Annotated in this window: 14 protein-coding genes; 4 read left to right on the top strand and 10 right to left on the bottom strand. The window is 75.2% G+C overall.

Annotated elements, in window-relative coordinates; all coding sequences use genetic code 11:
- Positions 1-74 precede the first annotated feature (74 nt).
- On the top strand, positions 75-422 hold the full coding sequence (locus tag ABT093_RS27345; RefSeq protein WP_350568980.1) for a PAS domain-containing protein: 348 nt from the start codon (positions 75-77) through the stop codon (positions 420-422).
- Between the two features lie 39 nt (positions 423-461).
- Here ABT093_RS27345 and ABT093_RS27340 read toward each other — a convergent pair whose 3' ends face one another.
- Complete coding sequence (locus ABT093_RS27340) at positions 462-1,946, bottom strand: DNA-binding protein NsdB (protein WP_350568978.1); 1,485 nt, start codon at positions 1,944-1,946, stop codon at positions 462-464.
- 474 nt (positions 1,947-2,420) lie between these two features.
- Here ABT093_RS27340 and ABT093_RS27335 point away from each other — a divergent pair, with 474 nt between their 5' ends.
- On the top strand, positions 2,421-3,653 hold the full coding sequence (locus tag ABT093_RS27335; protein WP_350568976.1) for an aminoglycoside phosphotransferase family protein: 1,233 nt from the start codon (positions 2,421-2,423) through the stop codon (positions 3,651-3,653).
- A 24-nt stretch (positions 3,654-3,677) separates the two neighbouring features.
- On the opposite strand, the gene ABT093_RS27330 is transcribed toward ABT093_RS27335, so the two are convergent.
- The 3 genes from ABT093_RS27330 to ABT093_RS27320 form a co-directional block, all read right to left on the bottom strand.
- The gene (locus ABT093_RS27330) at positions 3,678-4,919 is read right to left on the bottom strand and encodes an acyl-CoA dehydrogenase family protein (RefSeq protein WP_350568974.1); all 1,242 of its coding nucleotides are present in this window, start codon (positions 4,917-4,919) and stop codon (positions 3,678-3,680) included.
- A 412-nt stretch (positions 4,920-5,331) separates the two neighbouring features.
- The gene (locus ABT093_RS27325) at positions 5,332-5,826 is read right to left on the bottom strand and encodes a hypothetical protein (protein WP_350568972.1); all 495 of its coding nucleotides are present in this window, start codon (positions 5,824-5,826) and stop codon (positions 5,332-5,334) included.
- A 736-nt stretch (positions 5,827-6,562) separates the two neighbouring features.
- Entirely contained in the window at positions 6,563-6,814 is a 252-nt protein-coding gene (locus tag ABT093_RS27320; protein ID WP_350569024.1) for a DUF397 domain-containing protein, read from the bottom strand.
- Between the two features lie 375 nt (positions 6,815-7,189).
- Between ABT093_RS27320 and ABT093_RS27315 the strand changes: the two genes are divergently transcribed.
- Both ABT093_RS27315 and ABT093_RS27310 read left to right on the top strand, forming a co-directional pair.
- The gene (locus tag ABT093_RS27315; protein WP_350568971.1) at positions 7,190-7,723 is read left to right on the top strand and encodes a PTS-dependent dihydroxyacetone kinase phosphotransferase subunit DhaM; all 534 of its coding nucleotides are present in this window, start codon (positions 7,190-7,192) and stop codon (positions 7,721-7,723) included.
- A 141-nt stretch (positions 7,724-7,864) separates the two neighbouring features.
- A complete protein-coding gene (locus ABT093_RS27310; RefSeq protein ID WP_350568969.1) occupies positions 7,865-8,794 on the top strand; it encodes an NAD-dependent epimerase/dehydratase family protein in 930 nt (309 codons plus the stop codon).
- On the opposite strand, the gene ABT093_RS27305 is transcribed toward ABT093_RS27310, so the two are convergent.
- The 6 genes from ABT093_RS27305 to ABT093_RS27280 form a co-directional block, all read right to left on the bottom strand.
- Positions 8,791-9,291, bottom strand: coding sequence for an NUDIX hydrolase (locus tag ABT093_RS27305; protein WP_350568967.1), 501 nt, complete (start codon positions 9,289-9,291; stop codon positions 8,791-8,793). The two genes, ABT093_RS27310 and ABT093_RS27305, sit on opposite strands and share 4 nt — an antisense overlap.
- 10 nt (positions 9,292-9,301) lie before the next feature.
- A complete protein-coding gene (locus ABT093_RS27300; protein ID WP_350568966.1) occupies positions 9,302-9,955 on the bottom strand; it encodes a NeuD/PglB/VioB family sugar acetyltransferase in 654 nt (217 codons plus the stop codon).
- Between the two features lie 26 nt (positions 9,956-9,981).
- Positions 9,982-10,740: a sugar transferase gene (locus ABT093_RS27295; protein WP_350568965.1), complete on the bottom strand. Its 759-nt coding sequence runs from the start codon at positions 10,738-10,740 to the stop codon at positions 9,982-9,984.
- Positions 10,741-10,784: 44 nt separating this feature from the next.
- The gene (locus ABT093_RS27290) at positions 10,785-11,969 is read right to left on the bottom strand and encodes a glycosyltransferase (protein WP_350568964.1); all 1,185 of its coding nucleotides are present in this window, start codon (positions 11,967-11,969) and stop codon (positions 10,785-10,787) included.
- Complete coding sequence (locus ABT093_RS27285; protein ID WP_350568963.1) at positions 11,962-12,804, bottom strand: polysaccharide deacetylase family protein; 843 nt, start codon at positions 12,802-12,804, stop codon at positions 11,962-11,964. Before ABT093_RS27285 ends, ABT093_RS27290 begins: the two co-directional genes overlap by 8 nt.
- Positions 12,805-13,044: 240 nt before the next feature.
- Entirely contained in the window at positions 13,045-13,314 is a 270-nt protein-coding gene (locus ABT093_RS27280; RefSeq protein ID WP_350568961.1) for a hypothetical protein, read from the bottom strand.
- Positions 13,315-13,561 lie beyond the last annotated feature (247 nt).

Raw genomic sequence — 13,561 nt, 5'->3', positions numbered from 1 at the left:
ACCACTGTGCGACAGTCGTTCCCACCGCCGGTCGGCCGACCGCTCCCGAACGGATGACTGGACAAGCCATGCCCATGACATCGACGTCCGGCCGCGACACGGTTGCCGCGGCCGAATGGGACCTGCACACCGACGACGTCCGCTGGTCCGCCGAGGCCTACCGGCTGCTCGGCTGCGACCCCGGCCACGGCCCGCTCAGCCTCGACCGGCTGCCCGACCGGCTGAGCGAGGCGGACCGGCCGCAGCTGCGCCGGATGATGACCGACGCGCTGGTGCACGGCCGGTACGCCGTCGGCACCCTCCGGGTCCGCCACCCGGGCGGCGGGCACGGCACGGTGGAGTGCGCCGGCGAACCCGTCCTGGGCACCGACGGCACCGTCACCGCCCTGCGCATGCTGCTGCGCCCGGCGGACCCCTCCTAGCGAGGAGCGGGGAGCCGCGCGCGAGGAGCGGGCAGCGGGTCAGGCGGGCTGCGGCCGGTTCTTCACCCCCACCGCCCGCAGCTCCCGCCCCAGCTCGTCCCGCAGCTCGTCCACCACCGGCACCCCCCGGTAGCGCGCGGTCAGCCGGTACATCTCCCGCAGCCGGTCCCAGGTGCGGTGCGAGGAGTTCTGGCCGATCAGGTTCAGCACCATCTTGACCTGGGTGTCCGCCGCGTCCGGCTCACCACCGAGCCAGTGCACCGAGGCCAGCGTGATCCGGTCGAACAGCGCCGAGCGCAACTGCCCCGTCCCCTCCCGCAGCCGGATCACCCGCTCGGCCTGCCGGCGGGCCTCCCCCGCGGCCGCCAGGTCGTGCTCGGCGAGCGTGCGCAGCACCAGCGCCTGCATCCCGCGCAGCTCCGCCTCGTCGAACACCTGCATCCAGGACGGCGGCGGGCCGTCCGGGTCCTCCGCGAAGAGGTCCTCGGCCTCGCCCAGCAGGCGCCAGGTCGCCTGCGACTGCCCGATCGAGGCGTACGCCCACGCCTCGACGGTGTTCAGCATCGCCCGCGTCCTCGGCAGCATCCGGCCGCCGCTCGCCCGGGCCGCCGCCATCAGGTCGATCGCGTCGTCGGCCCGGCCCAGGTGCACCATCTGACGCGCCGCCCGGGAGATCGCCTCCCCCGCGCGCGGCCGGTCACCGGCCTCCTTAGCCGCCTCCGCGGCCAGCATGAAGTACTTCTGCGCCGTCGGCTCCAGCCCCACGTCGTGCGACATCCAGCCCGCCAGCACCGCGAGGTTGGCCGCGACCAGCCACAACCGCCGTTCGACCGGCGCACTGTGGCGGTGCGTCAACAAGCCACCCACCTCGTTGAGTTGACCGACCACCGCCTTGCGCTGCAGACCGCCCCCGCGGGCCGCGTCCCAGGCCCGGAACACCTGCACCGCGTGCTCCAGCGCCTCCACCTCGTCGGACCCGACCGGGCCCGCGTCGTACAGGTCCACCACCGGCCGGGCACCGCCCTGGGTGATCACCCGCCGCGGTCCGGGCGCCGAGGCCGCGTACGCGACCGCGTCCCCGCCCAGCCAGCCCTTCAGCGAGTCGGCGATGACCGCCCCGGCCGTGAGCGCGGCACCCGCGCCCACCAATCCACGTCGGTTCAGCATGAGGTCCATTCCCGTGAACTCGGTGAGGACCGCGGCCGTCCGATCCGGCTCCCATGGCGACGTGGTGGCGGACTGCGCCGCTCCGGTCCTGGTGGGCCGGTGTCGTTCCAGACCGAGGTCCTCAGTGGTGACGACACGGCCGAGCCGCTCCGTGAACACGGCTGCCAGTACCCTCGGCACCGGATCGCGCGGGATCTCCCCCTGCTCGATCCACCGCCGCACCCGCGAGGTGTCGGTGGACAGCTGCTGCTGCCCCATCGCGGCACCGCGCCTGTTGACCAGCCGCGCCAGCTCGCCCTTCGACCATCCGGTCAGGACGAACAGATCGGCGAGTCGGGTGTTGGGTCCCCTGCTCACGTGAAGCCCCCAGGTTCCTCGGCTGATCCGAGGCTAGAGGCTCCGTCACGTGCCGGGCGAGCATTCGCCAGGCTTCGCCAGGGTCCGCCACATTACCAACCACCGTCCCGCGGGTGTGATGTAGAGGTGCGTCACCTCGCCCCCGGGTCGGGCGGCGTCCCAGACCGGTTCGGGGGTTCCCCCGCGCGGGCCGCGGGGCGTCCCCGGTCCTCACCCGAGGGGGTGGCGCGGCCGGGTGGCGCGGGGGCGCCGGGCACGGCCACGGCAGAACCGGCCGACCGCATTCCCCAGGGTGCGGACGGCCGGTCCACCGCCGCAGCACGGGGTTCCGGCCCCGGCGTCCGTGCCCGGCGCCCGCGCACCACCCGCCGGACCGACCAGGCCCCCCGCCGGACCAGGAACCCGGCGGCAACGGCCTCCCCCGCCCCCGCGGGGTGCATCCGAGACGGACAAGGAAGGGACCTCCCTCACCCCATGTACTCCTCAGCGACCTCCCCGACGCCGACCGCGCCCCGGACCGCGCTGCGCCCCCCCACCGCAGCCGCCGGCCGCCCCGGCCCGAAGCAGGTCCCGCCGCCGTCGCGGCCGGTCGCCCCGCGCGGACCCGTCGACGGCCGGCCCGCGGACCCCCGGGGCCAGGCCGCCCGGACCGCGCTGGGGCTCCGGCCGCCCGAGACCGCCGGCCCGGCCGGCTCCCGTGTCCCCGGGGTCCGGATCCCGGCCGCCCGGCCCGGCGACGGCCGGCTGCTGCGCCCGCCGACGCGGCCGGGCCAGCCGGTGGCGCAGGAGCGGATCGACCCCTCGGCGCTGCAGACGCCCTCCGTCCGGGCCGCGCTCGCCGGCGTCTCGCGGATATGTCCCGCGTTCACCCCGCGCCAGGTGCTGCGCGAGGGGAGCCGCCACATCCTGGTCGCGGGGACCATCGGCCGGGCGCCGGTGGTGGCCAAGTGCCTCGCCCCGCAGGCGGTGCGGAGCGAGTACTTCGAACAACTGGTGGCCGACTTCCACCACGAGGTGGCGGTCTACCGGGCCTTCGTGCGGCACCGTCCGCCGGTGCGGCTGCCCCGGCTGGTGGCCGCCGACCACGACCGCTGCGTGCTCGTCATGGAGCGCGTGCCCGGCCGGCCCGCCGCCCGGGAGCGCCACCCGGCCAACGCGCCCACGCCGGGCGAGGTCCGGGCGCTGCTCACCGCCGTCCGGACGCTCAACCTGTGGCGGCCGCCGACCGACGTGTTCCAGCCCCGGCTGGACTACCAGTTGGAGATCGCCCGCTACCACTCGGTGGGCCAGCTCACCGACCGGGACGCCGGGGACCTGCGCGGCCTGCTGCACGGCCTCGGGCACGCCCCGCTCCAGCTCTGCCACGGCGACGCGCTGCTCAGCAACATGCTGCTGGCACCGTCCGGGCCGGTCCTGGTCGACTGGGAGCAGGCCGGCTGGTACCTGCCCGGCTACGACCTGGCGGTGCTCTGGAGCGTGCTGTCCGGGGACACCGCGGCCCGCCGGCAGATCAGCCAACTCGCCCAGAGCGGCGGCACCCTGGCCCGGGACGCGTTCCTGGTGAACCTGGTGCTGGTGCTGATGCGCGAGATCCGGCTGTACGACGTGCCGGGCGCCGGCGAGGAGCAGCGGATCATGATCCGCCGGCTGTACGACGACGCCGCGCTGGCCCGCCGCGCGGTCCGGGCCGCCGTCGGGACGCGGTGAGGCCCTCCGGCCGACGGCGCCCGGTCAGTGCCGGGCGCCGCGGTCCAGGGCGGCCCGGCCCGCGGCCTCCAGGACGGCCTCGTCGGGGGCCAGGTGGACCCGGCTGCTGAGCACGTCCCGCAGGTAGCGCTCCAGCGGGTGACGGCGGCTCAGTCCCGGGTTGCCGGTGAGCGAAACGGCCTGCTGGACGGCGGATATCGCCGCCCGGGTGGCCAGCAGGTGGGCCGGGCCGGTGCGGGCGACCGCGTCCGGCTCGGCCCGGTCCACCCGGGGGGCCAGTCCGTGGACCAGTTCCTCGGCGCCGATCAGCTGGGCCTCGATCTCGCCCAGCGCGCTGCGGTAGCGGGGCAGGCTGCCGAGCGGCTCGGTGAGATTGGCCGGAGTTCGCTGGTGCAGGAACCGGACCAGCCAGTCCTGGGCCGAGCGGGCGACCCCGACGGCGACCGCGGAGAGCGCCAGATCGTGCCAGGCCCGGGCCAGTTCGGCCGCCGGAACGACCCCGGCGGCCGAAGCGCCACCGGGGCGCGCGGCGGAACCGGTCGCGCCCTTTCCGGTACCGCCCTTCGACGGATTCAGGCCGAGCGCGAGCTCGGCGGGCACCCGGACCTCGTCCAGCACCACGTCGTGGCTGGCGCTGGCCCGCAGGCCGAGCTGGTCCCAGGTCGGGTCGACCTCCAGGCCCTCGCTCTCGCCGCGCACCAGGAAGGTGCCGGTCCGGGGCTCCGGTTCGTCGGTCCGGGCGGTCACCGCCATCCAGGCGAGCGCCTCGGCGCCGGTGCAGTACGTCTTGCGGCCGGTGAGCCGCCACCCGGTGCCGTCCCACCGGGCCAGCGTGGACGGCGGCTCGCCGCTGCGGCCGCCGGGCTCCACGTACAGGGTGTTGACCAGGGCCGGGCCGCGCCGGGACTCGGTGAGCAGCCGCCGGTAGCCGGCCGTCGGCCAGTTCGCGGTCCGCGCCTGTTCGGCGTGCTGGAGCAGGGTGAACGCGGTGACCACGGCCACCGAGGCGTCCCCGCGCCCGAGTTGGGCCAGCACCTGGACGGTGTCGGCGAGCGAGCCGCCGGGCCCGCCGTACCGCCGGTCGACGGTCAGGGTGAGCAGGCCGGCCTCGTGGACGGCCTCGATGCCCTGGTACGGGAAGGTGGCGTCGCGGTCGTGCTCCTCGGCCCGGGCGGCCAGCAGGTCGACGACCCGGGGCAGCCGGGCGAGGGCGGCCTCGACGGGGGACGGGACGGCGGGCGACTGGTCGGCGATGGTGGTGCTCATGGGGCTGGTGCCTCCGGGCGGCAGCGTGGGCTCTGACTCCTCGACGCGCCGGGACGGGCGCGCGGTACCGGGAGGCGACCCCGGAGGTCGGCGGAACACCCGCCCCCGGAACCCGGGCTCAGCGGAACGGCCGCCCCCGGACCGGCGCCGGCCGAACGACCGGCCGCCCGCCGCCTCGGGGACGAATCCCCCTCAGTGACCCGGACACGCCGCGCTGGCGGTGCGCCGCAGGTCGAGGTAGCTGCGACGGGTCAGCAGCGGGAGACGGCACGGCATGTCCGCGACTTTACGAAGCCGTGATCGAGGCCGTCAAGCAGCGTCCGGGGCCCGGAACGCCCGGGGCGGCGGGAGCCCGGCGAGCAGCGGGACGGGAAGCGGAACCCTGCCCTCCGGGGCACGGTTCCGGACCCGGTCAGCCCTGCTGGAACATGTCCGCGGGCAGCGGCTTGAGCAACTGGTAGAGGTCGTCCGAAATCGGTCGGTCCCAGGAGGCGATGGTGACCTGCACTCCGTCACTCCGGCCGAACTGGGCACAGAAGACCCGGCCTTCGCTGACCTTGACCTTCTTCACGATCAGCAGGTCGTCCCCGAGCATCACCGGGAAGTCCTCCGCCGAGACGAACTCGACCGGTTCCTCGTCCTCCAGGGCCGCGAGCAGCTGGCGCACCTCGAAGGGCACGCTGTCGCCGGTCTCCCGGGCCGGCGAACCCTCGGGGAGGTTGCCGATGAACATCGCCGGGCCTCTGCCGCCGAACAGGTCGTAGCGCAGGAAAATCCCCTGGCAGGAACCGTCCGGGCCGGTCATCATGGCTGCGCCGAAGTCGCCCGGCCAGTCACCCGGGTCCATGGCGAGCACGTCGAAGTCCGGGCCGGTGGGCTGACCGGAGCGACGGCGGAGAAAAGACATGGGAACATCGTACGTGCCCGGCAGAGCGCCTTCGCGGGGTGGGTGGGGCACCGGACGGAGATCCACGCTCAGAGACCAATGTTGACTCTGAGCAACCGTCCGGGCTACGTTCGGTTCAGCACGACAGCCGTTCTGGGTTTCACCCTTCGGGGGGACGGCATGTCGCAACGCGGCCCTACACGCGTTTCCCTCACTGTGCACACCGTCGTGCCGATCCGCCGAGCACCCAGCTTCGACGTCGCACACCGCACAGCACACAAGCCAACAGTTCCATGCATCACAAGCAAGGTCCGCGGGGCCCCGGCCCGTCGCTCCCGCGGATCTGCTCGGGACGCCGCCGCGTGGGGGCGTGCGGGTCCCGAGCACGGCACCGTCCTCCGAGTCGCTCTCGGAGTCGGCGCCATCCTCCCGGCGACTGCCGGCCCTTCGTGGGCCGGGACCGGCCGACGCACCCCGGTGCGCAGGGGATGACTGGGAGGAGACTCGGCAGCGCTGCCGGGTTGCACAGCAGGCGCCGTGTCTGGCCGCGTGGGGGCGGTGGGCACGGCGTCTGCCTGTGCTCATACTCTGAGCTGCGTTTGTCCACCAGTCAACAGAAATTATGACAGGGCACGCTCAAATGTGATCGGAACGATGACCGCCGGAGACCTTCGGGCTCCGAGCGGCGTACCGGACGGCGTCCCGGCCCGCCGGGGGCGTCCCCTCCGCGGCACGGAGGGGACGCGGAGGGGTCCGGTCAGGTGAGGTCGAACTCGCCGTCCCGCGCGCCGAGCACGAAGGCCCGCCACTCCCCCGGTGTGAACACCAGGACCGGGCCGTCCTCCTGACGGCCGTCCCGCATGCCGATGTAGCCGTCCACGAAGGCGATCTGGACGTCGCCCACGCCCTGGCTGCTGCACAGCCAGGTCGCCCCGGTGAAGTCCACCTTCGGCTTCCCGTTCGCGCCGACCTCCGACGCTCCCGCCGGCCCGGCCTCGACCGACTCCACCCCGGTCCCGCTGTTGGCTGCCACTGCTGGTCTCTCCTCCCGACGGCCTGAACGGCCTCAGCCTAGTCACCCGCACGGCCCCGGTCAGCGGGATCGACCGGACTCCCCCGGCCGGACCGGCGGGCCGTCAGCGGCGCCGGCCCGGCCCCGCGGGGGCGTGTCCCGCGCGGGCGGGCGGCGGGCGAACTGCCAGAGTGTGGGGAGCCCGCCCGCACACCCCACCGGGGCCCTTCGAAGTCGGCCGGAGTCGGCCGGATCCGACCGAGCCCGATCGAATCCGCCCGACGCTCGACCGATCCCCACCGATCCCCGCCGGACCCCTCCGATCCCCACAGATCCCCACAGATCCCCACCGAGCGCCCCGAGGAGCAGCCGATGAGCCGCCGGGACGGCACCCGCGCCGATGTCATCCCCATCTCCGACGCCCCCTCGGCCCATCCCCCGGCGCCCCGCACCCCGCCCGCCCCACGCCCCCGGCCCACCCCGGGCCGCCCGCCCGCGCACGGCCGGGTCGGCGTCGTCCTCGTCTCGCACAGCCAGGAACTCGCCACCGCCGTGCGCGCCCTCGCCCTCGCGCTCGCCGGCGACGACTCGCCCGCCCCGGTGGCCGCCACCGGCGGGGGCCTGGTGGACGGCCCCGGCATCAGCGCCGTGCTGGTCGCCGCCGCCACCCGGCGGGTCGACCAGGGCCACGGCGTGGTGGTGCTGGCCGACCTCGGCGGCGCGGTGACCACCGTCCGGACGCTGCTCGCCGACGCCGACGAGCACGGCCTGCCGTTCCCGGTCCGGTTCGCCAACGCCCCGTTCGTCGAGGGCGCGGTGGCCGCCGTCGCCACCGCCACCGCCGGCGGCGACCTCGCGGCGGTGCTGGACGCCGCCGAGGAGGCGTACCGCCAGCCCAAGGGCTGATCCCGGCCCGGGGCCCACCGGGGCCTCCGTGGCCGCTTCCGGCCGTTCTCGGAGTTCCGGCCCACCGCGGGTGACCGCGCGGCTACCATCGGCGCAGGGCCGGCCGAGGGGCCGGGTGGTCGTGAGGGGGGAACCTCAGCCATGCGCGTGGTCGTCACCGGCGGAGCCGGATTCATCGGGGCCAACCTGGTCCGGGCCCTGTCGGCCCGGCCAGAGGTGGACCAGGTCCGGGTCGTGGACGACCTCTCCACCGGGCGGAAGGCCAACCTGGCCGGCACCGACGCCGTGTTCCACGAGGGCAGCATCCTCGACCGGGCGCTGCTGGACGAGGTCTTCGCCGGGGCCGACGCCGTGGTCCACCTCGCCGCGCTGCCCTCGGTGCCCCGCTCGGTGGCCGACCCGCTGGCCAGCCACCACGCCAACGCCACCGGCACCCTGGAGGTGCTGGAGGCGGCCCGCCGCGCCGGCGGCCTGTACGTGGCCGCCGCGTCCTCCTCCTCGGTCTACGGCGCCAACCGCGAACTGCCCAAGCGCGAGACCATGCGCACCGCGCCGATGAGCCCGTACGCGGTCAGCAAGCTCGCCACCGAGTCCTACCTGGCGGCCTACCACCACTGCTACGGGCTGGGCGTGCTCCCGCTGCGGTTCTTCAACGTCTTCGGCCCGCTGCAGCCCGCCGGGCACGCCTACGCGGCCGTCGTCCCGGCCTTCCTGGACGCCGCGCTCGCCGGGCGGCCGCTGACCGTGCACGGGGACGGCGGGCAGAGCCGGGACTTCACCTTCGTCGGCACCGTGACCCAGGTGATCACCGAGGCGGTGCTGCGCCGGGTGGTCCACCCGGACCCGGTGAACCTGGCCTTCGGCACCCGCACCTCGCTGATGGAGCTGATCGGCGAGCTGGAGTCGGTGCTCGGCCACCCGGTCGAGGTGGCGCACGTCGACCCGCGGCCCGGCGACGTCCGGGACTCGCAGGCCGACAACACGCGGCTGCGCGAGCTGTTCCCGGACGTCCGGCCGGTGCCGCTGCGCGAGGGCCTGGAGCGCACCGCGGACTGGTTCCGCGGCCTCTAGGGCGTGGTCCGAGGGAGCAGCGCGCCGTTCCACTCGAAGGCGGCCTCGGCCGGGCCGGACAGCGCGCGGTGGATCCAGGCGAGCTCCTTCTCTGCCATCGGCGGCAGCTGGTCCAGGGCGTACCAGCCGACCGCCAGCGTCTCGTCCTCGTCCACGCGGACCTCGCCGCCCACCGGGCGGCAGCGGAAGACGACCTCCAGGTACTGCGTCATGTCGCCGTTGGGGTAGGTGATCTCCGGCGAGACGGTGACCGTGACCAGACGGTCGGGGGCGGCGACGACGCCGGTCTCCTCCAGGCACTCGCGGACCGCGCCGTCGGCGGGCTGCTCGCCCGGGTCGAGGATGCCGCCGGGCGGCGTCCAGCAGCCGTCGTCGGCGCGCTGAACGAGCAGCACCCGGCCGTCGTCGTCCAGGACGACCGCGACGACGGCGCTGAGCCAGAGCATGCGGGGGCCGACCACGGCGCGCAGATCGGCGAGGAACTCGGGAATGGCCATGCCCCGCACCCTATCCGGGCCCGGGCCGGCGCCGCCCGCCCTCAGGACGCAGCGGGCGGGCCGGGGAGCCGACCACGACCTCGCCGGGCGGCACGTCCCTGGTCACCACGGCGGCCGCGCCCACGAAGGCGGCCTCGCCGACCTTGCGGCCCTGGAGGACCACGGCGTTGGAGCCGACGGTGGCGCCGTCCGCGAGCAGTACGGCGCCCGAGACGTTGCCGCCCGGATAGACCGTCACCCGCTCACCGAGCACGGCGTCGTGCCCGACCGTGGCGTTGTAGTGGACCTGGCTGTGCGCGCCGAGCCGCACGCTGCTGGACACGTAGGCGCCGCCCATCACCAGGCAGCCCGGGCCGAGCACGGTGTCCGGGGCGATCAGCGCCCGGGGGTGGACCAGGGTGGCCGGCCGCGCGCCCAGGCCGTCCAGCAGGGCGGCGAGCCGCTGCCGGACGGCCGGGTCCGCGATCCCGACCAGGTAGCGGTCGCCGGGTCCGAGGTCGGCGGGCCTGCGGACGGGCAGGCCGCGGACGGTGGCGCCGTGGCGGTGGTCGTCGAGGAAGCCCGCGACCGGGACGCCGGCCGCGAGCGCGGTGTCCAGCGCCTCGCGGCCGACGCCCCCGGCGCCGGCGATCCAGAGCCCGCTCGGGGCGGTTGCGGAGGGCACGGGGGCCATCCTGCCGGGTCCGGTGGTCAGGACGCCTCCTCGACGGCGGCGCGGACCGCCGGCGTACGGGCCGCCGGCGTACGGACCGGCGGGGCCGGCCGCGGTCCGGTGCTCTGCCGGGGCAGGCCGATCACGGCGGGCTGCTGCTCGTTCGCGGCCGCGGCCGAGGGCAGCGCCACCGGCACCGGAGCACTGGTCTCGGCCGGCTCGGTGGGTGCCGGGAAGCCCGGGTTGACGCCGCCGGCCGCGGTGATCCCGGCCGGGCGCAGCAGCACCTTGACGGTCAGCAGCAGGATCCGAAGGTCGAGCGCGAGCGAGCGGTTGCGGACGTACCAGAGGTCGAGTTCGATCCGCTCGGGCCAGGTGATGGAGTTGCGCCCGCGCACCTGGGCCCAGCCGGTGAGGCCGGGCCGGACGTCGAGCCGGCCGCGCTGCCGGCGGGAGTAGTGGGCGACCTGCTCGGGCAGGGTGGGCCGGGGCCCGATCACGCCCATCTCGCCGCGTGCGACGTTCCACAGCTGCGGCAGCTCGTCCAGGCTGGTCCGGCGGAGCAGTTCTCCGAGCCGGGTGATCCGGGGAGCGTCCGGCTCCTCGGGGAAACGCCTGTCCCGCATGGTGCGGAACTTGAGGATCTCGAACTCCTTGCCGTGCAACCCCGTCCGGGTCTGCCGGAAGAGCACCGGTCCGCCCATCGTGCAGCGGATCAGCAGGGCGATCACCAGGCCGAGCGGAATCGCGGCGATCCCGGCCAGGACGGTGATCACGAGGTCCCCCCCTCGCTTCATGACGGTCCTTCCCCCTGATGCGGTGGTGTGGGTCGTGGATGGGCTCAGCCGGCCGTCCAGGGCAGTCCCTTGGCGCGGGCGACGGCCGCGTAGGTGGCCAGCGAGACGGCGGCGACCGCCCGCTGGTCGAACTGCTCGGTGGCGCGGCGGCGGGCCGCGGCGCCGAGGCGCTCGCGCAGGCCGGGCTCGGTGAGGAGCCGGTCCAGCGCGCCGGTGAGGGCCCGGGCGTCGCCGGGCGGGGCGAGGAGCAGGTGCTCGTCGTGGGTGCCGATCTCGCGGCAGCCGCGGATGTCGCTGAGCACCATCGGCAGGCCGCCGGCGGCGGCCTCCATGGCGGAGCGGGAGAACCCCTCCCGGTAGGAGGGGAGGACGAAGACGTCGAGGGCGGCGTAGACGGCGGGCATGTCGCCGCGCGGGCCGAGGAAGGCGACACCGGACTCGGCGCCGTGGGCGTCCGGCTTGTCCGGGTCGTCCGGGCCGATCCAGACGAACCGGGCCTTGCCGGCCAGCGCGCGGGCCGCCTCGGCGTACTCCGCGATGCCCTTCTCGGCGACCCGTCGGCCGACCCCGCCGACGAGCAGTTCGTCCGGCCCGACACCGAGTTCGGCGCGCAGGGCGGCGCGGGTGCGCTCGCGCTCGCCCGGGTCGGTGGCGAAGCGGGTGAGGTCCACGCCGTTGCCGACCACCCGGGAGCGGCGGGCCGGGACGGCGCGGGCCAGGGTGCGGCGGTCCTCGCCGTTCTGGTACAGCTCGGCGTGCGAGAAGCGGGCCGCGAAGGCCTCGGCGCCCAGTACGAAGGCCCGCTTGGCGAGCGGGTCGTGGGCCTGCGCCCAGAGGCCGTGGCAGGTGTTGACCACGACCGGGACCCGGGCGAGGCGGCCGAGGACGCGGCCGAGCACGCCGGTCTTCGGGTTGTGGGTGTGCAGCACGTCCGGGCGGATCCGGTCGAGGACGGCGAGCAGTTCGCGGGCGGCGACGGCGTCGGCGCGCGGCTCCCAGGCCCGGGTGAGCGCGTGCAGCGGCTCGTGGCGCACCCCGATCGCCTCCAGCTCGGGGACGTACGGGCCGGGCGCGCTGATCCCGTACGTCTCGAAGCCGGCCTCCAGGTCGACCTTCAGCTCGGTGGCGAGCAGCAGTTGCAGGCTCATGTCGACGGTGGTGAGGTGGGCGACGCGCAGCGGGCGGCCGCCGGGGCCGCGCAGGCGCCGCGGGATCCGGTCCTCAGGCACGGGCGCCCACCGCCTTGGCGGTGGCGACGATCCGGGCGTAGGCGAGCTCGGGGATCAGCCGGCCGTGCAGCTTGGCGCGGAAGAAGTCGATCGGGTCGGTGCGGCGGACCGGTACCCGGCGCAGCCGGACCGGGTCGACGCCGGGGGTGTTGCGGCCGACCTCGCCGGTGGCGGCGGTCCGGAAGCGGGCCCGCAGGGCCGGCTCCATGTGTGGGACCGGCACGCCCCAGGTGTAGGCGTAGTGGCTGGGGCGGACGCCCAGGTGCTCCTCGACGTCGTCGTTGCAGGCGTCCAGCTCGGCGACGGAGAGCAGTTGGGGGCGGGCGTGGGTGCGGGTGTGGTTGGCGACCGTGCACAGGCCGGAGGCGGTCATCTCGCGCAGCTGCTCCCAGCTGAGCGCGGGGGCGCCGGCCACCTTGGCGGTCGAGCCCTCCCAGCGCATCTCGCCGCCGACGTGACCGCTGGTCAGGTAGACGGTGAACGGCAGCCCGCGTTCGCGCAGCAGCGGCCAGGCGTTGTCGTAGACGTCCGCGAAGCCGTCGTCGAAGGTGAGGACGACGCTCGGGGTGCGGCGGCCGGCCTCGATCCGGTCGGTGGCCTCGTCCAGCGAGACCACCCGCCCGGGGGGCAGGGCGGCGAGCAGGTCGGCCTGGGCGGCGAAGTCGGCGGTGGCGACGTCCAGCTCGTCCGGGCTCCCGCCGCCCACCCGGTGGTAGATCAGCACGGTGGCGCCCTCGCCGGGGGTGCTGCCGACCCGGCGTGCCAGCTGGCGCTTCACCCGGGTCCGGATTCCCCCGCTGACCGGGGCCGTTCCGGGCGCGGCGGTGCCGCTCATGGTTCCCCCCTCTGCGGCGCCCTCCCCGGCGCCGGCAAGTGGCCTCGCATCCGGTGCGGTCGGCACCCCGGACGGTCATCACAGTAGGGGGAACTGTGGGGCTGGTGCCCCGGAATTGTGAAAGAAGCGAGAAGGGGTTGGCAGATGGGCTGAAAACCTGTCGATCTGACCGGTTGGACTCGATCGGGTGATCGGTGTCGGTCCCGTGCTCAGGCCGCCGACGCCCGGGCCGCTACGTGCTCAGGCCGCCGCGCGGCGGCGGCGGAACAGCGCGAAGGCGATCCGGGCGAGCAGCAGCACGCCGGCCGCGAGGCAACCCGCCACCGCCATAGCCCAGGCCGGGCCGTCACTGTCCGGAACCACGACCGCCACCACGATCCCCAGCGCGAGGCAGGCCAGGCCCACCAGCGCGAGCGGCACCTGGTGGGTGACCAGCGGGCCACCGTGACAGTACCGGGCCATCCGGGTCGCGCCGTGCGGGTGGAAGTGATCACGTTCCGCATCTGCCATGAGCCCAAGGTACCCCGGCAGCGACCTGCGGGCAGCACGCGCGGCGCGATCGGGCGGACACCCTCCGTGACGGCCGCGGCCGGGAGTGGCGAGTGGGCGGGGAGGTGTTCCGGAGCCGTCCCCCGGTTCGTTCCCGCCGTGTCGCGGGCTCGTTCCGGGCTCGTCCCGGAATGGTTCCCGGTCTGCGAAAAAACCTTGCCGGTCCGGTACAACCATCAACGGGGCGTAGCTGTCTCCATTACATTGA

Source organism: Kitasatospora sp. NPDC002551, from assembly GCF_040296005.1.
Taxonomy (GTDB): domain Bacteria; phylum Actinomycetota; class Actinomycetes; order Streptomycetales; family Streptomycetaceae; genus Kitasatospora.
This window is presented reverse-complemented; position numbering and strand designations above follow the sequence as displayed.

Bases quoted from the DNA above. Each gene is read 5' to 3' on its own strand.
- ABT093_RS27345 (WP_350568980.1), top strand. From the start codon at position 75: ATGACATCGACGTCCGGCCGCGACACGGTTGCCGCGGCCGAATGGGAC.
- ABT093_RS27280 (WP_350568961.1), bottom strand. From the start codon at position 13,314: ATGGCAGATGCGGAACGTGATCACTTCCACCCGCACGGCGCGACCCGG.
- ABT093_RS27295 (WP_350568965.1), bottom strand. From the start codon at position 10,740: ATGAAGCGAGGGGGGGACCTCGTGATCACCGTCCTGGCCGGGATCGCC.
- ABT093_RS27330 (WP_350568974.1), bottom strand. From the start codon at position 4,919: ATGAGCACCACCATCGCCGACCAGTCGCCCGCCGTCCCGTCCCCCGTC.
- ABT093_RS27315 (WP_350568971.1), top strand. From the start codon at position 7,190: ATGAGCCGCCGGGACGGCACCCGCGCCGATGTCATCCCCATCTCCGAC.
- ABT093_RS27325 (WP_350568972.1), bottom strand. From the start codon at position 5,826: ATGTCTTTTCTCCGCCGTCGCTCCGGTCAGCCCACCGGCCCGGACTTC.
- ABT093_RS27305 (WP_350568967.1), bottom strand. From the start codon at position 9,291: ATGGCCATTCCCGAGTTCCTCGCCGATCTGCGCGCCGTGGTCGGCCCC.
- ABT093_RS27310 (WP_350568969.1), top strand. From the start codon at position 7,865: ATGCGCGTGGTCGTCACCGGCGGAGCCGGATTCATCGGGGCCAACCTG.
- ABT093_RS27285 (WP_350568963.1), bottom strand. From the start codon at position 12,804: ATGAGCGGCACCGCCGCGCCCGGAACGGCCCCGGTCAGCGGGGGAATC.
- ABT093_RS27335 (WP_350568976.1), top strand. From the start codon at position 2,421: ATGTACTCCTCAGCGACCTCCCCGACGCCGACCGCGCCCCGGACCGCG.